General features: G+C 63.2%; 22 protein-coding genes. 12 read left to right on the forward strand and 10 right to left on the reverse strand.

The genetic code is table 11. The annotated features are described in order from the left end of the window. The first annotated feature begins 16 nt into the window (after window positions 1–16). The 5 genes from NO932_RS02180 to NO932_RS02200 all read left to right on the forward strand — a co-directional run bounded on the left by NO932_RS02180 (window position 17) and on the right by NO932_RS02200 (window position 5,284). Window positions 17–1,735 (forward strand): DNA polymerase III subunit gamma/tau, encoded by a 1,719-nt coding sequence (locus NO932_RS02180; RefSeq protein WP_309209386.1) that lies wholly within the window; start codon window positions 17–19, stop codon window positions 1,733–1,735. After that, window positions 1,732–2,055 (forward strand): YbaB/EbfC family nucleoid-associated protein, encoded by a 324-nt coding sequence (locus NO932_RS02185; RefSeq protein ID WP_309162851.1) that lies wholly within the window; start codon window positions 1,732–1,734, stop codon window positions 2,053–2,055. Before NO932_RS02180 ends, NO932_RS02185 begins: the two co-directional genes overlap by 4 nt. Window positions 2,056–2,140: 85 nt before the next feature. Then, window positions 2,141–2,743, forward strand: coding sequence for a recombination mediator RecR (recR, locus tag NO932_RS02190; protein ID WP_309209387.1), 603 nt, complete (start codon window positions 2,141–2,143; stop codon window positions 2,741–2,743). Window positions 2,744–2,862: 119 nt separating this feature from the next. Beyond that, complete coding sequence (locus NO932_RS02195; RefSeq protein WP_309209388.1) at window positions 2,863–3,996, forward strand: MHYT domain-containing protein; 1,134 nt, start codon at window positions 2,863–2,865, stop codon at window positions 3,994–3,996. After that, a complete protein-coding gene (locus NO932_RS02200) occupies window positions 3,980–5,284 on the forward strand; it encodes an EAL domain-containing protein (protein ID WP_309209389.1) in 1,305 nt (434 codons plus the stop codon). The genes NO932_RS02195 and NO932_RS02200 overlap by 17 nt, the downstream gene beginning before the upstream one ends. A gap of 8 nt (window positions 5,285–5,292) precedes the next feature. Here the strand turns inward: NO932_RS02200 and NO932_RS02205 are convergent, their stop codons facing one another. Further along, window positions 5,293–5,700 carry a hypothetical protein gene (locus tag NO932_RS02205; RefSeq protein ID WP_309209390.1) on the reverse strand — a complete coding sequence of 136 codons (408 nt, stop codon included), beginning with the start codon at window positions 5,698–5,700 and terminating at the stop codon, window positions 5,293–5,295. Between the two features lie 62 nt (window positions 5,701–5,762). Then, window positions 5,763–6,908: a DNA recombination protein RmuC gene (locus NO932_RS02210; protein WP_309209391.1), complete on the reverse strand. Its 1,146-nt coding sequence runs from the start codon at window positions 6,906–6,908 to the stop codon at window positions 5,763–5,765. A 100-nt stretch (window positions 6,909–7,008) separates the two neighbouring features. On the opposite strand from NO932_RS02210, the gene def reads away from it, so the two are divergent. From def to truA, 3 genes are read left to right on the forward strand one after another with little or no spacing between them, the layout of a single operon-like run. After that, window positions 7,009–7,524: a peptide deformylase gene (def, locus tag NO932_RS02215; RefSeq protein WP_309209392.1), complete on the forward strand. Its 516-nt coding sequence runs from the start codon at window positions 7,009–7,011 to the stop codon at window positions 7,522–7,524. A gap of 18 nt (window positions 7,525–7,542) precedes the next feature. Beyond that, a complete protein-coding gene (gene fmt, locus NO932_RS02220) occupies window positions 7,543–8,466 on the forward strand; it encodes a methionyl-tRNA formyltransferase (RefSeq protein WP_309210971.1) in 924 nt (307 codons plus the stop codon). Next, window positions 8,467–9,207 (forward strand): tRNA pseudouridine(38-40) synthase TruA, encoded by a 741-nt coding sequence (truA, locus tag NO932_RS02225; RefSeq protein WP_309209393.1) that lies wholly within the window; start codon window positions 8,467–8,469, stop codon window positions 9,205–9,207. It begins immediately after the preceding gene. On the opposite strand, the gene NO932_RS02230 is transcribed toward truA, so the two are convergent. From NO932_RS02230 to dapD, 4 genes are all read right to left on the reverse strand, one after another. Then, a complete protein-coding gene (locus NO932_RS02230; protein ID WP_309209394.1) occupies window positions 9,198–9,803 on the reverse strand; it encodes a hypothetical protein in 606 nt (201 codons plus the stop codon). The two genes, truA and NO932_RS02230, sit on opposite strands and share 10 nt — an antisense overlap. A 2-nt stretch (window positions 9,804–9,805) precedes the next feature. Then, on the reverse strand, window positions 9,806–10,375 hold the full coding sequence (locus NO932_RS02235) for a hypothetical protein (RefSeq protein ID WP_309162840.1): 570 nt from the start codon (window positions 10,373–10,375) through the stop codon (window positions 9,806–9,808). Window positions 10,376–10,442: 67 nt separating this feature from the next. Next, window positions 10,443–11,615, reverse strand: a complete 1,173-nt coding sequence (gene dapE, locus NO932_RS02240) for a succinyl-diaminopimelate desuccinylase (protein WP_309209395.1) — start codon at window positions 11,613–11,615, stop codon at window positions 10,443–10,445. A gap of 9 nt (window positions 11,616–11,624) precedes the next feature. Next, window positions 11,625–12,470: a 2,3,4,5-tetrahydropyridine-2,6-dicarboxylate N-succinyltransferase gene (dapD, locus tag NO932_RS02245; protein ID WP_309162835.1), complete on the reverse strand. Its 846-nt coding sequence runs from the start codon at window positions 12,468–12,470 to the stop codon at window positions 11,625–11,627. Between the two features lie 121 nt (window positions 12,471–12,591). On the opposite strand from dapD, the gene NO932_RS02250 reads away from it, so the two are divergent. Together NO932_RS02250 and NO932_RS02255 are read left to right on the forward strand one after the other, a co-directional pair. Next, window positions 12,592–13,008 (forward strand): DUF2267 domain-containing protein, encoded by a 417-nt coding sequence (locus tag NO932_RS02250; protein WP_309209396.1) that lies wholly within the window; start codon window positions 12,592–12,594, stop codon window positions 13,006–13,008. 1,207 nt (window positions 13,009–14,215) lie between these two features. Next, the gene (locus tag NO932_RS02255; protein ID WP_375142816.1) at window positions 14,216–15,064 is read left to right on the forward strand and encodes an LOG family protein; all 849 of its coding nucleotides are present in this window, start codon (window positions 14,216–14,218) and stop codon (window positions 15,062–15,064) included. A gap of 50 nt (window positions 15,065–15,114) precedes the next feature. Here the strand turns inward: NO932_RS02255 and NO932_RS02260 are convergent, their stop codons facing one another. The 3 genes from NO932_RS02260 to argB form a co-directional block, all read right to left on the reverse strand. Then, window positions 15,115–16,365: a hypothetical protein gene (locus NO932_RS02260; protein ID WP_309209397.1), complete on the reverse strand. Its 1,251-nt coding sequence runs from the start codon at window positions 16,363–16,365 to the stop codon at window positions 15,115–15,117. A gap of 161 nt (window positions 16,366–16,526) precedes the next feature. Then, on the reverse strand, window positions 16,527–17,231 hold the full coding sequence (locus tag NO932_RS02265) for a pyrimidine 5'-nucleotidase (protein WP_309209398.1): 705 nt from the start codon (window positions 17,229–17,231) through the stop codon (window positions 16,527–16,529). 51 nt (window positions 17,232–17,282) lie between these two features. Next, window positions 17,283–18,173 (reverse strand): acetylglutamate kinase, encoded by an 891-nt coding sequence (argB, locus tag NO932_RS02270; RefSeq protein WP_309209399.1) that lies wholly within the window; start codon window positions 18,171–18,173, stop codon window positions 17,283–17,285. A gap of 160 nt (window positions 18,174–18,333) precedes the next feature. Between argB and msrB the strand changes: the two genes are divergently transcribed. Together msrB and NO932_RS02280 are read left to right on the forward strand one after the other, a co-directional pair. After that, on the forward strand, window positions 18,334–18,816 hold the full coding sequence (msrB, locus tag NO932_RS02275; protein WP_309209400.1) for a peptide-methionine (R)-S-oxide reductase MsrB: 483 nt from the start codon (window positions 18,334–18,336) through the stop codon (window positions 18,814–18,816). Between the two features lie 75 nt (window positions 18,817–18,891). After that, window positions 18,892–19,596, forward strand: coding sequence for a type 1 glutamine amidotransferase (locus NO932_RS02280; RefSeq protein WP_309209401.1), 705 nt, complete (start codon window positions 18,892–18,894; stop codon window positions 19,594–19,596). Here NO932_RS02280 and yihA read toward each other — a convergent pair. Continuing rightward, window positions 19,593–20,213 (reverse strand): ribosome biogenesis GTP-binding protein YihA/YsxC, encoded by a 621-nt coding sequence (yihA, locus tag NO932_RS02285; RefSeq protein WP_309210973.1) that lies wholly within the window; start codon window positions 20,211–20,213, stop codon window positions 19,593–19,595. The two genes, NO932_RS02280 and yihA, sit on opposite strands and share 4 nt — an antisense overlap. Window positions 20,214–20,222: the final 9 nt, after the last annotated feature.

Raw genomic sequence — 20,222 nt, forward strand, 5'->3', positions numbered from 1 at the left:
CTCACAATGGCACGCGATGGTGACCCCCACGACCCCAGCAACGCCCTATCAGGTTCTGGCCCGCAAATACCGGCCAACGAGCTTTGAGAGCCTTGTGGGGCAGGACGCCATGGTCCAGACGCTGGGCAATGCGTTCAAGACCGGGCGCATTCACCACGCCTTTATCTTGACCGGCGTGCGCGGGGTGGGAAAAACCACGACGGCCCGCATCCTGGCCCGCGCCTTCAACTATGCCGACGAGACCGGCGCGCACCCCACGCTCGATCTCTCCAAAGAAGGGATCCACTGCGCCGAGATCATCGCGGGCACCCATGTGGATGTGATGGAAATGGACGCCGCGTCCAACACCGGCATCGACTCCATCCGCGAAATCAACGCCATGACCCGCACTCCGCCGATGAGCGCGCCCTATAAGGTGTTCATCATCGACGAAGTGCACATGCTCTCGACTTCGGCCTTCAACGGGCTCTTGAAGACGCTCGAAGAGCCGCCCCCCTACGTCAAGTTCATCTTCGCCACCACCGAGATCCGCAAGGTCCCGGTCACCATCCTCTCGCGCTGCCAGCGCTTCGATTTGCGCCGCATTTCGCCCGAGGTGATGACCGATTATCTTTCCGGTCTGCTCGAAAGGGAATCGATTCCCGTCGAGGCCGAAGGCCTTGCGATGATCGTGCGGGCTGGCGAGGGCTCGGCCCGCGATTGCCTGTCGCTGACCGATCAGGCCATCGCCCATGGCGGCGGTGAGATCACCGCACAGTCGGTGCGCGATATGCTGGGGCTGGCCGATCGCGCCCGCATCATCGATCTTTTCGAAAAGCTCATGGCCGGCGATATCGCCGGAGCGCTCGACGATGCGCGGGCGCTCTACGATTCTGGTGCCGATCCCACGACGATCATCACCGATCTGGCCGAACTGACTCATCTGGTCACCCGCATAAAGATCGTTCCCTCCGCCGCCGACGATCCGGTTTTAACGCCGGACGAGCGCAGCCGTGGGGCTGAACTGGCGCAAAAGCTCGGCCTGCGGGTTCTGACCCGCACCTGGCAGATCCTGTCCAAGGGGCTTGGCGAGATTGCCCAATCGGGCAATGGCTTGCAGGCCGCCGAAATGGTGCTGATCCGTTTGGCCTACGCCGCAGATCTGCCCAGCCCCGACGAGTTGATCGAAAAGCTCAATTCCTTGCCGCCCGATTCCGGCCCCGCCCCTTCGGCTCCATCGCCCAATGGCGGCGGCTTTCAGGCACGCGCGACAGCGCCCATGGCCCAGGCCGCGCCCATACCTCAGAACGCGCCGCAGGCGTCGGCCCGCCCGATGCCGCAGACCTATGCGCAACTCGTGGCTTTGGCAGGCGAAAAGCGCGATATCGCCATCAAGCATGCCCTTGAGTCCGACCTTAAACCCGTCTCCTTCGAGGTCGGTCGTATCGAAGTGGCGCTGACCCCCACGGCCAATCCTGGCGTCGTGTCCGCCCTTTCGGCCAAGCTCAAGGACTGGACCGGCCGGCCCTGGATGGTCACCATTTCCACGCGCGAGATTTCCGCCCCCACCATGCGCGAAGCGCGCCAGGCGGCCGAAAACGATGCGCGCAGCCAGGCGCTGGAAGATCCCCTGGTCAAAGCCGTGATGGAAACCTTCCCCGGCGCCAGGCTGGTCAACATCAAGACCCGTGCCGAAGACACCGAAGCGGCACCCGAACATTTCGAAGCTCCCATCGATCCGGAGGACGACCTATGAAAGACCTGATGGGCATGATGAAGAAGGCCCAGGAATTCCAGCAGCGTGCCCAGGAGATGCAAGCCGAGGCCGCCAGCCATCTCGTCGAGGGCAGCGCCGGCGCCGGCATGGTCACCGTCACCATGACCGCCAAGGGCGACCTTCAGGGATTGAAGATCGATCCGTCCCTGTTCAAGCCGGAAGACGCTGAAATCGTCGAGGATCTGATCGTCGCCGCCCACGCCGATGCGCGGCGCAAGGGCGAGGAATTTCTGCAAAAAAAGATGAGCGAAATGACCTCCGGCCTTCCAATCCCGCCGGGCATGAAATTTCCGTTTTGACGCCTTAGGCGGGGCGCGCGAAAGATTGCGCGGGGGTCCTCGCCTGCGGCTCGTCCGCCAAGATGGCAGTATCAGGATCGTCGAAATGTCCAACCCTTCCGGCGGGCCGGAAATCGAACAGCTCATTCAGCTTCTCTCGCGCCTGCCGGGTTTGGGGCCGCGTTCGGGTCGCCGCGCGGTGCTGCATCTCATCAAGAAAAAAGAGCAGTTGATGATCCCGCTCGCCGCCGCCCTCGAGCGCGCCGTGGCGGCGGTCAAGGTCTGCGAAAGCTGCGGCAATATCGATACGGTTTCGCCCTGCACGATCTGTTCCGACCCGCGCCGCGCCGAATCTGGCCTGCTGATCGTGGTCGAAGACGTTGCCGACCTCTGGGCGCTGGAGCGCGCCGGCATCGGTCCGGTCCGCTATCACGTCCTGGGCGGCGTGCTCTCCCCGCTCGATGGCGTCGGCCCCGATGATCTGAGCATCGATGCGCTCCTGAGGCGTGCGTCTGACTATTCAGAGATCGTCATCGGCGTGAACGCCACGGTCGAGGGCCAAACCACGGCCCATTACATTACCGACCGGCTCGCCGATACCGGCATTACCATTACCCGTCTGGCCCATGGCGTGCCGGTGGGGGGCGAGCTCGATTATCTCGACGAGGGAACGCTCAGCCAGGCGCTCAAGGCCCGCACCCGGTTCTAGCCCCCACCGCCAAGGGGGTATAATCCATTGTTAATCCTGCCTTTCGATCCAGCAGACGGCTGGGTTGGTTCCTATAGCATTGTTTACCTATTGGCCCGCAGAACAGCCGGAGTTCAGTGATGACGGGGCTCACCATGCGTGAGATATTGACGACGTTCTTCTTCCAGCACGATCTGCGGCTGGTGGCGCTTGCCGCATTGATCTGCTCGCTCTCCGCATTTTCCGGCGTCGCAATGCTTGCCCACGCCCGTCGCTCATCTGGCGCCATGCGGGCGGTCTGGCTGTGCGTAGCCGCCATTTCCGTCGGCTTCGGCATTTGGGCTACCCATTTCGTGGCCATGCTCGCCTTTGAGATGGGCTTCCCGGTGAGTTATGATATCGGCGCTACGGCCGCTTCGCTGCTGATTGCCATCGGCGTCTGCGGGGCAGGGCTGGGCATGGCCGGCTTGGGCCGGCGGCTTTCCGATCTCTGGCTCGGCGGCGCCATCGTCGGCCTGGGTATTTCCTCGATGCACTATACAGGCATGGCCGCCCTGCAGGTGGGCGGACAGATCGCCTGGAATTCCGGGCTGGTGGCGGTGTCTGTCATCGCCGGCATGGTGCTTGGCGCGGCTGCGTTTGCCGTCGGTGCCGCCCGTCGCAATTGGCGCGCCCGCCTCGCCGGCACGGGGCTGCTTACCCTGGCCATCTGTTCGATGCATTTCACCGCCATGGGCGCCGCAGGGTTTGAAAACTGCTACCCTGTCGCTCTCGCCGGACAGGCCAGTCCTGGCGTTCTTTCACTGGCGGTGAGCATCGTCTCCATCCTCATCTTGCTCGCAGCGCTGGGCGGCATGTATCTCGATCTGCGCGACCGCAAACGGGCCGAACTTGAAGAGAGCCGCATGAAAGGGCTGGCCGATGCCGCCGTGGAAGGCCTCGTGGTCTGCGACGGCCGTACCGTCGTGGCGGTCAATTCAAGCCTGCAGCGCCTGCTGGGCAAGGAAGCCGACGCCCTTGTCGGTCGGCCAATCAGCGATCTGTTGGCGCCCGAGGGGTGTGAGGCGCTGTTCGAACAGGCTAACCAGCTCGCCGAAACCGAACTCGTCTGCAATGGGGGCGAAACGATCCCGGTCGAGGTGGTGCTTCGCGAAGTCGATTTCGGCGGGCGCCCCCACCACGCCATAGCGGTGCGCGATTTGCGGGCCCGCAAGCAGGCCGAGAGTCATATCCGCTTCCTTGGCCCATCACGACGCCATGACAGGGTTGGCTAATCGATCCAGCTTCAACGATCGTCTCGATGCCGAGATAGCCCGCGCGACGCTGGCCCGCACCAAACTCGCGGTTCTGTGCCTCGATCTCGACCGGTTCAAGGAGGTCAACGATCTTTTCGGCCATGGCGCAGGCGACGCCTTGCTCCAGAAAGTCGCCTCGATCATCGAAGCCAGCCTGGTGGGAAATCAGTTTGCCGCCCGTCTGGGCGGGGACGAATTCGCGCTGATCCTGCCCGATCTCGATTCCGCCAGCCAGGCCGCCACTGCCACGCGCGCGCTGCTCGACGCTTTTGAGCAGGCCAATGTCGCGGGGGAGGGTGGCCTGATTTCGGCCTCAGTCGGCATTGCCATTTTCCCCAATGATGCGCGCGTTGCCGAGCAGCTCATGACTTTTGCCGATACCGCGCTGTACTGCGCCAAGGGAGAAGGTCGTGGCACCTACCGCCTGTTCGAAGCTGAGATGGGCGCTCAGGTGCGAGACCGCCGCAAGCTCGAGCATGATTTGCGCCAGGCCATGGCAGGCGACCAGCTCTCGCTCGTCTACCAGCCTCAGGTCGATATCGGGAGTGGGGACGTCACCGGGTTCGAAGCTTTGCTGCGCTGGAGTCATCCCCAACGGGGTGAAATTCCGCCATCCGAATTCATCCCGATTGCCGAAGAGAGCGGCCTCGTGCTCCAGCTCGGCGAATGGGTAATGCGCTCAGCGTGCCAGGAAGCTGCAAGCTGGTCCAACCCACTCATGATTGCCGTCAACGTATCTCCGGTGCAGTTGCACTCCCCCAATTTCGTGGGATTGGTCGAACAGGTGCTCGGGGAAACCGGCCTCAGTCCCTCCCGGCTGGAGATCGAGATCACCGAAACGGCGATGATCCGCAACATGAACCGCGCACTCTCGGCCATGCGCAAGATCAAGGCGCTCGGCGTCAGGATCGCCATGGATGATTTCGGAACCGGCTATTCTTCGCTCTCCAATCTGCGCGCCTTCCCCTTTGACCGAATTAAGGTGGATCAATCCTTTATCCGTTCAGTTCACACCAACGATCAGGCTGCCGCGATCGTCAGGGCGGTTGTGGGATTGGGCAAGGGGCTCAACCTGCCCATCATGGCCGAAGGCGTTGAGCAAGCAGAAGAACTCGACTTCCTGCGCACCGAGATTTGCGATTCTGCGCAGGGCTATTGGTTTGGCCGCCCACAGGCAATTGCCGCCTATCACGATATCGTGCGCGGCCGCCACACGCGCATCGAACCGGCACCAGCCGCCAATGGGGCGCGGAAGCTGGCTAGCTGAGCGGCGCTTTAGCGCTGCTCGTCCTCGTCGTCTTCGGCATCCTCTTCGCCCGTGATACGGGTGATCGCATCCTCATCATCGGGCGATTGCGCCTCGATGTGGTCTGCCGGGTCGAAACTCGTCGCCGCATCGTCGGGCGCCGAAAGCTCGGCCCCTTCCAGCGAAGCGATGGCCGCGGCGACTTCGTCGCGCAGGGCGTCGACATCGCTGCCCACGTCGGAGGCTTCAAGCCCGGCCAGATTGTCCCGGATTTCGCGCAGCCGATCGAGGCGTTCTTCGGCGGGCCGGCTTTCGTCGTAAAGATAGTCGTTGATCTCATCGAGGCTCATCGGCATCAGCGCGGCGAGCGGATTGGCATCGTCACCCATGGCCTGATCGACGGGAACGACGCGGCCCTCGTGGGGATGTTCGGCCATGACGGTACTCCTTGGCAGTGCTGTTTTGATGCCAACGCGAGCACCCCATTCAGGGTTGCCGATCATTCGAGAAGTGAGGGGGGCTCGTCCTCGAATTCGAGCGCTTCGATCCTCTCGCCGCGCTTGGTCACCTTGCCGGTCGAAATCAGGATCTGGTCCACATCGGCCTGGGTCTGGGTGAAGTGGGTCTTGAGCTTGGTCACCCGGTCGTTGAGCCGGTTGACGTCCTCGAGCAGCGCGATGACCTCTTTTTGGATGATGTGGGCCTGCTCGCGCATGCGCACGTCGCGCAGCAACGCCTGGACCACCTGGATCGAGAGCATCAGCAGCGAGGGTGAAACGATCACCACCCGCGCCCGCGCCGCCCTCTGCACCACATCCTCGAACCGCTCGTGCAGGTCGGCAAAGATCGATTCCGAGGGCACGAACATGAAAGCGGTGTCCTGGGTTTCCCCGGCGATCAGGTATTTTTCCGAGATCGCCTTGATATGGGTTGCAAAATCGCTGCGGAACGCGGCCATCGCCGCACGCACCGCTTCGGGTGTGTCCGCTTCGGAAATCCGCTGCCAGCCTTCGAGCGGGAACTTGGCATCGATCACCAGCGAGGGCGCGCCGTTTGGCATGTGGATCAGCGCATCGGGACGCGAATTGTTCGAAAGCGTCGACTGGAACGAATAGGCGCCCATCGCCAGCCCATCGGCGATGATCGCCTCCATCCGCCCCTGCCCAAAAGCGCCGCGCTGCTGCTTGTTGGCCAGGATCGATTGCAGCGAGACGATCTCACCCGAAAGCTGGGTGATGTTGGTCTGTGCCCTGTCGATCACCGCCAGCCGCTCGTTGAGCTTGGTCAGTGTTTCCTCGGTCTTGGTGCGGGTTTCGGTCATCGATTGATTGACCCGATGCGAATTGGCGTCGATCCGCTCGGTCAAGACCCGCGCCAGATCCGAGGTGCGGGTGCCGAAAATCTCGCTCATGGTCTGCATGCGCCCGGTCATTTCCGACTGGATGCGCATCATGTCGGCCATGTGCCGCTCCATCTCGGCGGTGCGCGCCGCGTCCAGGGTCGCCTGTTCTTCGCGCTGCCGCGCCGCGCGCGACTGGCTGATCAAAAGCACGATGAGCAGCAGCACCGCCAGCCCCAGCCCGCCGGCCAGGGTTTCGGTGATGGTGATGGGCACGCCGCCCAGCGTGAGGAGCACTGTTTCCATAATGTTCTTGTTATCTGATTCGCTCGCTCCCATATCCGCTTTGCTTGACCGCGCCTGCTTGCGTGGATTAACCAGTGCGCTTCAACCGAAAGAGTATCCGATGGCCGTACGCGAAATCCTCATCCTGCCCGATCCTCTGCTGCGCAAGGTGGCCGAGCCCGTGGAGGCGTTCGACGACGAACTCAAAAAGACCGTCAAGGACATGTTCGAGACCATGTACGATGCCCCCGGCATCGGACTGGCCGGTCCGCAGATCGGCTATATGAAGCGCGTCGTGGTCATCGATCTGGCCGACGAGGAAAACCCCGATTCCGGCAAGATCGCCATGGTCAACCCCGAGATCGTCGGATTGAGCGAAGAGACGGCGGTGTCCGAAGAGGGCTGCCTTTCGATCCCCGAACTCTATTACGAGGTCGAGCGGCCCGCCGAAGTGACCGTCAAGTACTGGACACCCGAGGGCGAGGAAGTCACCCGCCACGCCACCGGCCGGCTTGCGGTCTGCATGCAGCACGAGATCGACCACCTCGATGGCGTGCTCTATATCGATTATCTCTCGCGCCTGAAGCGCGACCGCGTGAACAAGAAATTCCAGAAGCGGGCGCGGCTCGCCAGCTAGATCATCAGGAGATCGATGATGAAGGTGGTCTTCATGGGCACCCCCGACTTCGCCGTGCCCACGCTGACCGAAATCGTCATGCGCGGCCATGAGGTCATCGCCTGCTACACGCGCGCACCCAAGCCAGCCGGTCGCGGGCAGTCCGAGCGCAGATCGCCGGTTCATCTCGCCGCCGAAGAGTTCGGCATTCCCGTTTTCACGCCCAAGAACTTCCGCGATCCCGCCGATGTCGCGACCTTCGCCGCCCTTGGCGCCGAGGTGGCGGTGGTCGTCGCCTATGGCCTGCTGCTGCCTCCGGCCATTCTCGAGGCGCCGGAAAAGGGCTGCCTCAACCTCCACGGCTCGCTCCTGCCGCGCTGGCGCGGCGCCGCGCCCATCCAGCGGGCGGTGATGGCGGGTGACACCCGCACCGCCGCTTCGGTGATGAAGATGGAGGAGGGGCTGGACACCGGCCCCGTCGGCCTCGTCGAGGAAATTCCCATCGGCCCGGACATGACCGCCGGCGAACTCCACGACGAAATGATGCGCCGCGGCGCCGATCTCATGGGCCGCGCCCTAGCCGCCCTCGAACGCGATGGTCTCGATTTCACCCCCCAGCCCGAAACCGGCATCACCTACGCCAAAAAGATCGAAAAGGTCGAAGCCCGGATCGACTTCTCCCGCCCCGCGGCCGAGGTGCACAACCACATCCGCGGCCTTTCCCCCTTCCCCGGCGCCTGGTTCGAAATCGAACTGGGCGGCAAGCCGGTGCGCGTCAAGGCGCTGCGCTCGACGCTTGCCCAGGGGCAGGGCGCGCCCGGCACCGTCCTCTCCGGGCTCGCCATCGCCTGCGGCACCGGCGCCGTGCGCCTCGCCCAGGTCCAGCGCGAGGGCAAGGGCGCCATGGACGCCGAGGCCTTCCTGCGCGGCGCGGGCGATCTCACGGGCAAGACGGTGGGCTAGATGCCCCGCTATAAACTCACCATCGAATATGACGGAACCCCCTTCGTGGGCTGGCAACGCCAGGCCGATGCGATGTCCATCCAGGAAGCGCTCGAAGAGGCAATCGAGAAATTCTCCGGCGAAGCGGTTCGCACCCAGACCGCCGGGCGCACCGACGCCGGCGTGCACGCGCGCGGCCAAGTCGCCCATTTCGACCTCACCCGCGCCTGGGATCCGTTCCGCATCTCCGAAGCCCTCAATTACCATCTGCGCCCCCATCCGATCGCCATTCTAGCCTGCGAGGACGTAGGCGGGGATTTCGAAGCACGATTTTCAGCAACCGCCCGGCACTATGAGTATCGCATCCTCAACCGCCGGGCGCGGCCCGCGCTCGAGGAGCACAAGGTCTGGCACGTGCCGGTGCCCCTGGACGCAGAGGCCATGGATCGGGCTGCCCAGGTTCTGGTGGGACGGCACGACTTCACCACCTTCCGCTCCGCACAGTGCCAGGCCAACTCGCCCCTCCGCACCCTCAACAGGCTCAATGTGACCCGCGAGGGAGATGCGATCGTCATCACCACATCGGCCCGTTCTTTCCTGCACCATCAGGTGCGCTCGATGACCGGGTCGCTCAAGCTCGTGGGCGAGGGACGCTGGAGCGCCGATGATCTCAAGGAAGCGCTCGAGGCCAGGGACCGCGCCCGTTGCGGCCCCATGGCGCCTGCAGCCGGGCTCTACCTGATGCGCGTCGACTATCCCTGAAAAATCTGGCCGATGAGATAGAGGCCGGCAAGGATGGCAAAGAGCTGCGCGGCGAGCGCCAGCACGATTTCGGCGGCGCCCAGCCGGGCCACGATGCGCAGGATGTTGATCTCGATGACCAGCAGCGCGAAGCCTACCGCCCCCCAAAGCGCCAGCACCATTCCCACCAGCGTTGACCCCGATGCCGGGCCTAGGATCAATGCGGCGACGAAAACGCCCCCGAAGGTGACGGCCATCATCGTGGCGAACAGAATGGCGCTGGCCCAATTGCTTGCCACCATATAGGGGCGGAAGGCGTGCAGCGCGTCGAGCCGGGGCAGGACGATCCGCAAGGCCGAAAACCGCAGCGTGGCGATGGCGCCAAGGATGAATATCTGCATCGCTGCCGATATCCCGGTCTGCCCGGCCGAGCCCGCGCCGATAAAGCCCACCAGAACCACGGTGGCGATCACCAGCGGAATGAAGCTGCCTGCCAGCCCGCGCTGGGAAAAATCGAAAAAGGCCCGCGCTTCCGGCCGTCCCAGCAGCAGCCGCCATGTGCCACCCATGGCCCATGCGGCTTCCTGGAACAGCGACGAGCGGCTGGCGGCGGCCACGCTCAAAGCTCCGGGGTGGGCGCCGGGCCGTAGATCGCCCCGACCGCGAGCAACGCGATCATCATGCCGATGGTCTGGACGACGATGAGCATGACGATCTGTCCCGCCTTCATGCCCACCACCAGCCGCGCATTGTTGATCCGGGCCAGAAAGCCGATAACGACGGCAAGGATGAGGATCAATTCCGCGCTGAAGGTGACCAGGGCCACGACGGCAAGGATCACCGAAACGATGGCGTTGACCCAGTTCTCGACGGTGACGAAGGCGACGAACCTGTCGGTCAGTCCCGTCAGCCGCAGCACCACCCACGACGCGCTCATGATGCCGGCATAAAGCAGCGCGTTCTGGACCAACGCTGCAAAGGTCGAGCCGCCCGCGCCCGCCGGCGCCACCAGGGCCGAAAAGAGGAAGGTGACGACCAGCGACGCCAAAAGCGCGATAAAGCTCGAAGCCAGCCCGCGCAGGTCGGTGAAGAAATAGCCCGGCGCGTCACGCCGGCCGATGATCAGGCGCCAGCATCCGACAACCGCGGAGCGGGTTTCCTCCATAAGGGTGGGCTGGGGTTGCGACACGAACATCGATCCTAAAGGGCGTTGACCAACATGTAGAGGGCGACGGGCGATCCGGCAAGCGAGGCGATCATTGCGCCCCCCGCGACAGGAAGGCCTCGGTATAGCGCGCATAGAAGGCGGCCAGCCGTTCCACATCGGCCACCGGAACACGCTCGTTGACCTGATGCATGGTGGCGCCCACCAGCCCGCACTCGACCACCGGGCAATATTGCGAAATGAAGCGGGCGTCCGATGTGCCCCCGATCGTTGAAAGCTGCGGCCGGATGCCGTTATGGGCCTCCATCACATCGCACAGATGCGCCACATGGCCCTCGGGCGGCGAGATGAAGCAACGCGAGACCGGCCCGATCTGTTCGAAGCCGATCGTCGTGCCGCGCGCATCGACCGCGCCGAGCCGTTTGTGGATTTCGGCCAGCAGCGTTTCGCCGGTCCAGTTGTCGTTGAACCGCACGTTGAACCGCAGGCTCGCCTGCTCGGGGATGACGTTGGCGGTGGGGTTGCCGGCATCGATCGAGGTGACTTCGAGATTGGTCGGCTGGAAATGGGCCGTGCCCTCGTCGAGCGGCACATAGAGCGCACGGGCGATTTCCGCCACCACCGGCATGGGATTGTTGGCGCGCTGCGGATAGGCGACGTGCCCCTGCTTGCCGGTGACGGTGATCCGGCCCGAAACCGATCCCCGCCGGCCGATCTTGATCGAATCCCCGAAGGTTTCGAACGAGGAGGGCTCGCCCACGATGGAGAAATCGAACCTTTCGCCCCGGGCATCGGCCCATTCGAGGATCTTCCTGGTGCCGTTGACCGCGTCGGCTTCCTCGTCATTGGTGATGGCCAGAGAGACCGTGCCGTTTTCGAGCGCGCCCGAATTGACGAGCTCGGCCATTGCCCCACAAAAGGCGGCGACCCCGCTCTTCATGTCGGTCGCCCCGCGCCCCCACATCATCCCGTCGACGATCTCGCCCGAGAACGGATCATGCGTCCAGGCCGCGATATCGCCGGGCGGCACCACGTCGGTGTGGCCGGCAAACAGCAGGTGCGGCCCGCTATTGGCCGAACCCTTGCGCGTGGCGTAAAGATTGTCGACCGGATAGGAGCCGTCGCCTTCGAATTTCAGCCGCGTGCAGTTAAAGCCGAGCGGGGCGAGAAAGGCTTCCAGCACATCCAGCACGCCTTCCTCGACGGGCGTGATCGACGGGCGCCGGATGAGATCGGCCAAAAGCGATACGGCGGGGTGCGTCATGGTCCGGGCTTAATCGCGCAGCAGGTCGTTGATCGAGGTCTTGGACCGGGTCTTTTCATCGACCCGCTTGACGATCACCGCGCAGTAGAGATTGGGGCCGGGCGTGCCGTCGGGCAAGGGCTTGCCCGGCATGGAACCGGACACCACCACCGAATAGGGCGGTACCTTGCCGTAGAACACCTCGCCGGTGGTCCGGTCGATGATCTTGGTGGACTGGCCGATGAAGACGCCCATGGAGATGACCGAGCCTTCGCCGACCACAACGCCTTCGACGATTTCCGAACGCGCGCCGATAAAGCAATGATCCTCGATGATCACCGGGCCGGCCTGCAGCGGCTCGAGCACGCCACCGATGCCCACGCCGCCCGAAAGGTGCACATGCTTGCCGATCTGGGCGCACGAGCCCACCGTCACCCAGGTGTCGACCATGGTGCTCTCATCCACATAGGCGCCCAGATTGACGAAGGACGGCATCAGGATAGCGTTCTTGCCGATAAAGGCCGAGCGGCGCACGATGGCGCCGGGAACGGCGCGGAAACCGGCCTGACGGAACTGGTCTTGGCCCCAGCCCTCGAACTTGGAGGGCACCTTGTCCCACCAGTTGGCTCCGCCTGGACCGCCGGGGATGGCTTCCATGTCGTTGAGGCGGAAGCTTAAAAGCACGGCCTTTTTGAGCCATTGGTTGACCACCCACTCGCCATCCGCACCTTTTTCGGCCACCCGCGCCTCACCCGAATCGAGCAGCCCGAGCGCCGTGTTGACGGCGTCGCGGACTTCGCCCTGGGTCTGGTAATTGACGGTGTCGCGCGCCTCGAATGCGGCATCGATGGTTGCGGCAAGCTCGCTCATGGACATGGGGAGTGTTGGCCTTCTAGAGTCTAGGGGAAGGAGAATTCGGCGCGGACCATAGCCCAAGCATTGGAGGGACGGAACCCTCAATCGCCGAGGCCCATGCCCGCAGTTGAGGAGCCCGACGATGACGCGCCCCATGATCTACCAGCACGCCACCGAGGAGTTCGAGGCCTATCTCACCGACGCCCGCGATCGGCTCGATACGCCCTCGCGCAATGTGGCCTATACGGCGACCGATGGGGTGTTCCAGGTGTTCCGGGCCAGGCTCGATCCTCAGGATGCCTTGGGTTTCGCCGACCTGCTGCCAGCCGTACTGCGCGCCATCTTCGTTGCCAACTGGAACCTTGATGACCGCCGGCCCTGGACCGATCGCCCGACACTCACCCGCGAGGTGCAACTGGTCCGCCAGCACCACAATTTCTCCCCCGATACAGTCATCGCCGATGTCGCATGGGCACTGCGGCGGCATGTGGATGAACCCGCATTCGACAAGCTCGTCGCAACCCTTGGCGCCGAGGCGCAGGAATTCTGGGCGCCTTGAGGCGCGCTCAATCCCCGCACGCGCCGCTCGCTGTGGGGCCGAAGACGGAGTAATGCCCTGCCTCACCCCCACCTGTGTCGCCCCACCAGGGGAGAAGGGTAATGGGGGTAAACACCAACCGGTGCTTGTATCCCCAACGCTCCCCCAAGAGCCCCCTTCTCCCCTGGTGGGAGACTTCGAACCGTCCTTTGGCCAATCGTGCCGGTGGCACGATTGGAGGTGAGAAGGCCATGAGAGCTACGCTCGAATGGCAGGGGATGAGGGGGGCGCTGAGCTTGCGTCATGGCAAGAGCCGGAACCGGCGCGCATACCTGGCCCCGGGTCAAGCCCGGGGTGACACGTTGGAGGTGAGGGTAGGACGCTGCCCCATCTCCGACTCTCACCACGCTCCACCGTTGAGGTCTCCGGCAGCCCAACTGCTTATCCCCACCATCACACCACCCCCAACCGTCATCCCGGCCTTGAGCCGGGATCCAGTACACTCAGCGCTTGGGTCCCAGCCGTAACGCTCCCCCAAGAGCCCCCTTCTCCCCTGGTGGGAGACTTCGAGCCGTCCTTTGGCCAATCGTGCCGGTGGCACGATTGGAGGTGAGAAGGCCATGAGAGCGGAGCCTGCCCCTCGCGAAGGCGGGGGCTCGAAGGGCCGGGGATGAGGGGGGCGCTGAGCTTCCACAGACACCCGCGCCAAAAACTTATCCCCGCCCTCTGCACTTCCCCCATACTCCCCCTCACGACCCCGCGCATATGGACGCAAGCGCTACGAACGTTTGGGCGGGATCGGTTCGGGTTCCTCACGGGTCGCCGTGGGGAAGGCCCAAAGCGGACAGATGGCCGGATGTGGATAAAAGGTGTGAGCGGACCACCAATCCAATCACTCCCACGTCGCACCGGGGAAACCCGGAGGGGCAGCGGGAAATCATCGGCAACGGTGGCTTCCCAACAACCCCCAGCCCGAGAACGCCGCCATAAGCCCAAAATCCCGGGCGCATGGGGCGATGGAAGCTTCATACTAAAACTAACTGTGCGGAGCGTTCATCGCCCCATGCCGTCTATCCATCAGCAGCAAACCGAGGTCCATGGCCGTCGGGCGGCTCGTCATGCTTAAACCGGAACCAAACAAATCCGTTTTCCCTTGGAAAAACCGCCATCCCCGCTTAACACCGGGCCTGTAGCTATGAGCCGCGTCGCGACAAACAAGGAGCCTGCCATGGGCCGCAAACGCCATTCCTCTCTGCGCTCGTCCCAAGAGGATATGGAAGCAGTCCGCCATTCGCCGCAAACACCCCAGACGCAGTCTCCGGCCTATCGGTTGGCCTTTGCCGATGAGGAGTTCCTGACCAGTGAGGATTTGCGCGGGGTCCGGTTTCAGCTCGAATATCAGAAGATCGAAACGCGCCTGCGCGAGGCCGGCGTCAATTCAACCGTCGTCCTGTTCGGCGGCGCGCGTATTCCCGAGCCCGGCAAGCCCGCCTGGGCGGCCAAGACCGATATCGCGAAAGCCAATCTGGAAAAGAATTCGATCTATTACGACGAGGCCCGGCGCTTTGCGCGGCTGGCTTCGCTGACCTCGAAAACCACCGGTTTTTCCGAATATGTCGTGGCGACGGGCGGCGGACCCGGCGTGATGGAGGCAGGCAACCGCGGAGCCGCCGATGTCGGCGCGCCCTCGATCGGCTACAACATCGTGCTGCCGCACGAGCAGGCGCCCAATCTCTATGTCACGCCGCAGTTTTCCTTCAACTTCCACTATTTCGCGACGCGCAAGATCCACTTTCTGATGCGCGCCCGAGTGGTCGCCATCTTTCCCGGCGGCTTCGGCACCATGGACGAATTTTTCGAGGCGCTGACCCTGATTCAGACCGGCCGCATGGATCGCATCCCGCTGCTGCTGTTCGGCAAGGCGTTCTGGAACCGGGTCATCAACCTCGAGGCGCTGGCCGAGGAGGGCACGATTTCGCCCGACGATTTCAAGCTGTTTTCGTTCGTCGATACCGCCGATGAAGCCTGGGATATCGTGCGCCAGACCTACGATCTCCCCGAGGTCGTTCACCCCTAGAAGTAGGATCGATAGTGGAAAGGCGCGGCCTTGCGGCCGCGCCCGAAAGTTTATTCGGCCGGTGCGGTCTCGTCATTTGCCGAAATGCGCAGGTTGAGCATATCGACCAGAACGAAGGGATCGGCCTCGATTTCGGCGGCGCGCGCCTCGAATTCGGAGAAGGCGATCGGCTCGGCCGGTTCGGCCGAAATGGTGAAGTTCTGCGGATCGGCGATGAAGGTGTTGACCGCCGAGGTCACCATCGCCTTGAAATCCTCGTCCTCCACCTCGGCCAGCGTCATGGGCACCATGAATTGCAGGCCGGCCTTGAAGGTTTCCCCATCGACGCCCTGCTGCGCTCCGACGAATTCCAGGGTCTTGTTGAACAGGGAGGCATCCTCATAGCGCAGCGAGCCATCGCCCAGTGCGACATCGGCCATATGGGCCATCATCGCCTCATCGAACTGAGCCATCTGCTCCTCGCTCAATTCTTCTCCAGCCTCGGCCATTTCGGCGAGCTTGAGGTTGAGCTTCATCATCTCTTGGTAGAGTTCGGTCGTATAGCCTTCCAGCGTCATGGCCAGGCGCAAGGTGGCCAATTCATCCACGATGAACGACAGATCCTCGATTTCCAGGGTGCCGGTCTCGGGCCACCAGGTGCCCAGGCCGTCCATGGAAGCATTGAACTGCTCGAGCCCGAACGCCTCGATCACCGGCTGCGCTTCGGGCTCTTCGATCGTGCTCAGGTCGGCCCGGATGCCGTCCACCGAATAGCCGCTGCGGTAGCCACCCTCGGCGTCGGGCTCCTCGACCCAGACCTCCATGGTGTCGACGGCAAAGAACTCGGTGCCGTCCGTTCCGCTCACCGTGAGCGGGCCGGCGGAGAATCGGTCGTAAAGCTCGAAGCCGATCTCGAGCGCGGCATCCAGGTTCACTTCGGCCGGCAGCACGATGCCTTCGGCGACGATATTGGCGAAGCTGAGGGAAACGCCTTTTTCCTCATCGGTATAGTCGATATCGGCGATGGTCGCCCGCTCGGCGGTGAACCCGCCCTCGGGCGTTTCGACCACGCCTTCGAAGACCACTTCGCCAGGGACCTCGGTGGGTTCGTCTTCGCCCGGCACTGCGAAGGTGAAGCCGGAAATCGCCACCGTATCGCCCTCTGCGGTCGCCGAGCCGTAACTGAACGAGAGGCCCATGAGCTTGCTCGTCTCGACCAGCCTGTCGGCGAATGCCGTGGCATCCTGCGCCAGGGCGCCATGCGCTCCGATCACGACGAAAGCGGCTGTGGCGAGTGTGGTACGCGAGACGGTGTTGAGCATGATGGTCCCCATAAGGTTCGGCCCTCCCGGCCGGTCGATGACACGAAGTCGTTTATAGCATTGCCGCGCGAGACGGCCAGCGCCAAGGGTAATGCGCGAGCATGACTTTTCGATCACGCCAATCGGGCGAAAAAGCGTCGGCAGCCGATCCGGTCAAGGCGTCAGCGGCAGCGCTTGAGGAATGCGGCCAGGTCGTCGGTGACGTGGTGGACGTGGACATGAGCATCTCCACGCCCCAGCTCCCAGGCGTCGCATTGCTCATGGGCGAACCCGGCCCCTGCCACGACCTGCACGGTTGCCATGCCGATGGCGTGGGGGACGCGCAGGTTCTTTTCGAGATCGTCGAACATGATGGCGCGCCTGGGGTCCACCCCATGGGCGGCGAGAAAATCGGCATAGGCGATTTCGAGCGGCTTGGGCTGGTATCTGGCAGCCTTGATGTCGAAGATGCCCTCGAACAATCCGATAGCGCCAAGCCGCTCCAGCACGGATTCGGCATGGGCGGTGCTGCCATTGGTGAAGATGAACTTGCGCCCCGGCAGCTCCGAGATTGCCTCGACCAGTTCGGGATGGGCAAGAACCGGGGAATAGTCGATGGCGTGGACCGTTGCGAGATAATGCTCGGGATCGATCGCGAAGGTCTGCATCAATCCGTTGAGCGTGGTGCCGTGATCGCGGTAATAGGCCTTCTGCATCTCCCGCGCCGCCTCGAAATCGAGCCGCGTGATATTCATCACATATTGGGTGATGAGAGTATCGATCTGGGCGAACAGATTGCACTCACGCGGGTAGAGCGTGTTGTCGAGATCGAACACCCAGTCGGTGATATGCTCGAAAGCCAGGGCAGGCGGGGTCATCTGGTTCATAACCCCATTATGCCGCAAATCGATGAATGGGAAATGACTTTCAGCGGCTCCTTACCGCACCATCAGCGTACCCGCACCATGTTCGGTGAAGAGTTCGAGCAGCACCGAGTGGGGGGTCTTGCCGTTGACGATCACCACGCCTTCCACGCCCCGGTCGAGCGCGTCGATGCAGGTCTCGACCTTTGGGATCATGCCACCCGAGATGGTGCCGTCGGCGATGAGCTGCTGGGCCTCGCGCACGGAAAGTTCGGGGATCAGCTCGCCCTGCTTGTCGAGCACGCCCGGAACGTCCGTCAAGAACAGCAGCCGCTTGGCGAACACGGCTCCGGCAATGGCCCCCGCGAAGGTGTCGGCGTTGATGTTGTAGGTATTGCCGTCCCGGCCGGGTGCGACCGGGGCGATGACCGGGATCATCTCCGAACGGGCGAGGAGATCGAGGAGCGTCCGGTCGATTTCGACGGGCTCGCCCACGAAACCGAGATCGAGAATGCGCTCGATATTGGAGGCGGGGTCGAGATAGGTCTTCTTGGCCTTTTCGGCGAAGACCATGTTGCCGTCCTTGCCGCAAAGTCCGATCGCCCATTCGCCCTCGGCATTGATGAGCGCCACGATCTCCTTGTTGATCGAGCCGGCCAGGACCATTTCCACGATCTCGACGGTGCGCTTGTCGGTGACGCGCAGCCCGCCCTCGAACTTCGATTCGATGCCGAGCTTTTTGAGCATTTCCCCGATCTGCGGGCCGCCGCCGTGAACCACGATGGGGTTGACGCCCGACTGCTTCAAAAGCGCCACGTCGCGCGCGAAGGCCTTGCCAAGCTCTGCGTCGCCCATGGCGTGGCCGCCATATTTGATGACGACGGTCTTGTTCTCATAGCGCTGCATGAAGGGCAGCGCCTTGGTGAGCACTTCGGCGTCGTAGGCGTTTTCAAGTCCATCGGCCATGGGGCAGGGCAACTCCTCTCTCGGGGCAATTGCCTCTGTACCTCAATCGCGCCGGTTCTGAATAGTCCCGATCCGCGTTGCCGGAACACGCTAGCTAACGTGGGGTTGATTGGACCGGCGCGGTCCAATGCGGAATAATGGAGAAACAGGAGTTCGATGGATGCTTGATCGCCGCACTTTCCTTATTGCCGGCTCCGCTTTGGCTGGTGGCGCCGTTCTGGGGTTTGGACCGGCAACGCCGGCCGATCCGGGTGACTTCCCGTTCGAGTTGACCGATGCCGAATGGCGCGAGCGGCTCAGCGAGGAGGAATATTACGTGCTGCGCGAGCATGGCACCGAATATGCCTTCTCCTCCCCGCTCGACAAATTTTATGAGCCGGGCACCTATCACTGTGCAGGGTGCGATCAGGCGCTTTATTCTTCGGACGTCAAATATGACAGCCGCACCGGCTGGCCGAGCTTCTGGGAAGCGTTACCTGGCGCGGTGGGCACATCGACCGACACGTCACTGATGATGGTGCGTACCGAATGCCATTGCTCCAATTGCGGTGGGCATCTGGGGCACATCTTCGATGATGGGCCCGAACCGACCGGCAAGCGGCACTGCATCAACGGCGTGGCGCTCAAATTCGTCGCGGCTTGAACCCGAGCCCAGGGGATGGCTTGACGCGAACAGCGGCCTGCGGTTGGATCGGGCGCCTTCCTTTCTGGTTCCAGCATGAAACTGACGATCATCGAAACCGGCTACGTGCCTGAACCCCTGCGTGCCCGGTTCAAATCCTATCCCGACATGTTCAATGCGATGTTCGCGCGCTATGGCGCGGGCATAAAGACCGATTTCGTTCCCGTTCTGGAGGGGGCTCCGCTTCCCGATCCGGCGGGGCTCGACGGCGTGTTGATTACGGGCTCGCCGGCCGGGGTTTACGACGATTTCGCCTGGATGAATCCGCTGCGCGATTTCATTCGCCGGGCATATCAGGCGCGCACCAGAATGGTGGGGATATGCTTTGGCCATCAGATCATCGCCGATGCACTGGGCGGCGATGTCCGTAAATCGGAAAAGGGCTGGGGACTGGGGCGGCACACCTATGAGGTCGTGCCCTCGCGCCCTCATTTCGCGCCAGGGGCCGCTACCCTGTCTATCGCGTGCTCGCACCAGGATCAGGTGATCGCCCCGCCACCCGCGGCGCGGGTCGTGCTGCGCTCGGCCTTCGCGCCCAATGCCGGGCTGCTCTACGACAATGGTGCGGCGCTGACGTTCCAGCCCCATCCCGAGTTCGACGACGATTATGCCAGTGCGCTCATCGATCTGCGGCGCGGCAATGTCGACCAGGAGACGCTCGAAACCGCGTGCGCATCGATGAGCATGCGTTCCGATAGCGCGGTTCTGGCCAAGGCGATCCGCAGCTTTTTGCTGGCCTAGAGACCTTCGCGAACGCGGGCGATCTCGGTGCGCAAAGCGTCGATCCCGGTGCCCTTCTCGCTCGATGTTACGATGATCTCCGGATGGGCTGCCGGGCGCTTGGCGATGAATTTGGCCGTGGCATCGATGACGCCGCCCAGGTCCTTTTCAATGAGCTTGTCAGCCTTGGTCAGAATGACCTGGTAGCTGACCGCCGCCTTGTCCAATTCGTTCATTACCGTGGCGTCATTGGCCTTGGGGCCGTGGCGGGCATCGACCAATACATAGACGCGCCGCAGATTGGGGCGGCCGCGCAGGAACTGGTGGATGAGCTTGTTCCACTTTTCGACCGCTGGCTTGGGCGCCTTGGCAAAGCCATAGCCCGGCATGTCGACGAGCCGTATGCCGCCCGATTCCGGCGCGAACAGGTTGAGCTCCTGCGTGCGGCCCGGCGTATTGGAAGTGCGGGCCAAAGTGGATTGACCGACCAGCGCATTGATGAGCGAAGATTTGCCGACATTGGAGCGCCCGGCAAAGGCGACCTCCACGACGTCGTCGGCAGGCAGATCGGATACGCGCACGCAGCCCTTCAGGAACACCCAGGGGCGGGCAAACAAGAGCCGTACGGTTTCGGGCAGGTCGGTCAT

This window comes from Pelagibacterium sp. 26DY04 (genome assembly GCF_031202305.1).
GTDB lineage: Bacteria > Pseudomonadota > Alphaproteobacteria > Rhizobiales > Devosiaceae > Pelagibacterium.

Coding starts and splice junctions, on each gene's coding strand:
- NO932_RS02180 (WP_309209386.1), top strand. CDS start 17: ATGGTGACCCCCACGACCCCAGCAACGCCCTATCAGGTTCTGGCCCGC.
- NO932_RS02185 (WP_309162851.1), top strand. CDS start 1,732: ATGAAAGACCTGATGGGCATGATGAAGAAGGCCCAGGAATTCCAGCAG.
- recR (WP_309209387.1), top strand. CDS start 2,141: ATGTCCAACCCTTCCGGCGGGCCGGAAATCGAACAGCTCATTCAGCTT.
- NO932_RS02195 (WP_309209388.1), top strand. CDS start 2,863: ATGACGGGGCTCACCATGCGTGAGATATTGACGACGTTCTTCTTCCAG.
- NO932_RS02200 (WP_309209389.1), top strand. CDS start 3,980: ATGACAGGGTTGGCTAATCGATCCAGCTTCAACGATCGTCTCGATGCC.
- NO932_RS02205 (WP_309209390.1), bottom strand. CDS start 5,700: ATGGCCGAACATCCCCACGAGGGCCGCGTCGTTCCCGTCGATCAGGCC.
- NO932_RS02210 (WP_309209391.1), bottom strand. CDS start 6,908: ATGGAAACAGTGCTCCTCACGCTGGGCGGCGTGCCCATCACCATCACC.
- def (WP_309209392.1), top strand. CDS start 7,009: ATGGCCGTACGCGAAATCCTCATCCTGCCCGATCCTCTGCTGCGCAAG.
- fmt (WP_309210971.1), top strand. CDS start 7,543: ATGAAGGTGGTCTTCATGGGCACCCCCGACTTCGCCGTGCCCACGCTG.
- truA (WP_309209393.1), top strand. CDS start 8,467: ATGCCCCGCTATAAACTCACCATCGAATATGACGGAACCCCCTTCGTG.
- dapE (WP_309209395.1), bottom strand. CDS start 11,615: ATGACGCACCCCGCCGTATCGCTTTTGGCCGATCTCATCCGGCGCCCG.
- dapD (WP_309162835.1), bottom strand. CDS start 12,470: ATGTCCATGAGCGAGCTTGCCGCAACCATCGATGCCGCATTCGAGGCG.
- NO932_RS02250 (WP_309209396.1), top strand. CDS start 12,592: ATGACGCGCCCCATGATCTACCAGCACGCCACCGAGGAGTTCGAGGCC.
- NO932_RS02255 (WP_375142816.1), top strand. CDS start 14,216: ATGGGCCGCAAACGCCATTCCTCTCTGCGCTCGTCCCAAGAGGATATG.
- NO932_RS02260 (WP_309209397.1), bottom strand. CDS start 16,365: ATGCTCAACACCGTCTCGCGTACCACACTCGCCACAGCCGCTTTCGTC.
- NO932_RS02265 (WP_309209398.1), bottom strand. CDS start 17,231: ATGAACCAGATGACCCCGCCTGCCCTGGCTTTCGAGCATATCACCGAC.
- argB (WP_309209399.1), bottom strand. CDS start 18,173: ATGGCCGATGGACTTGAAAACGCCTACGACGCCGAAGTGCTCACCAAG.
- msrB (WP_309209400.1), top strand. CDS start 18,334: ATGCTTGATCGCCGCACTTTCCTTATTGCCGGCTCCGCTTTGGCTGGT.
- NO932_RS02280 (WP_309209401.1), top strand. CDS start 18,892: ATGAAACTGACGATCATCGAAACCGGCTACGTGCCTGAACCCCTGCGT.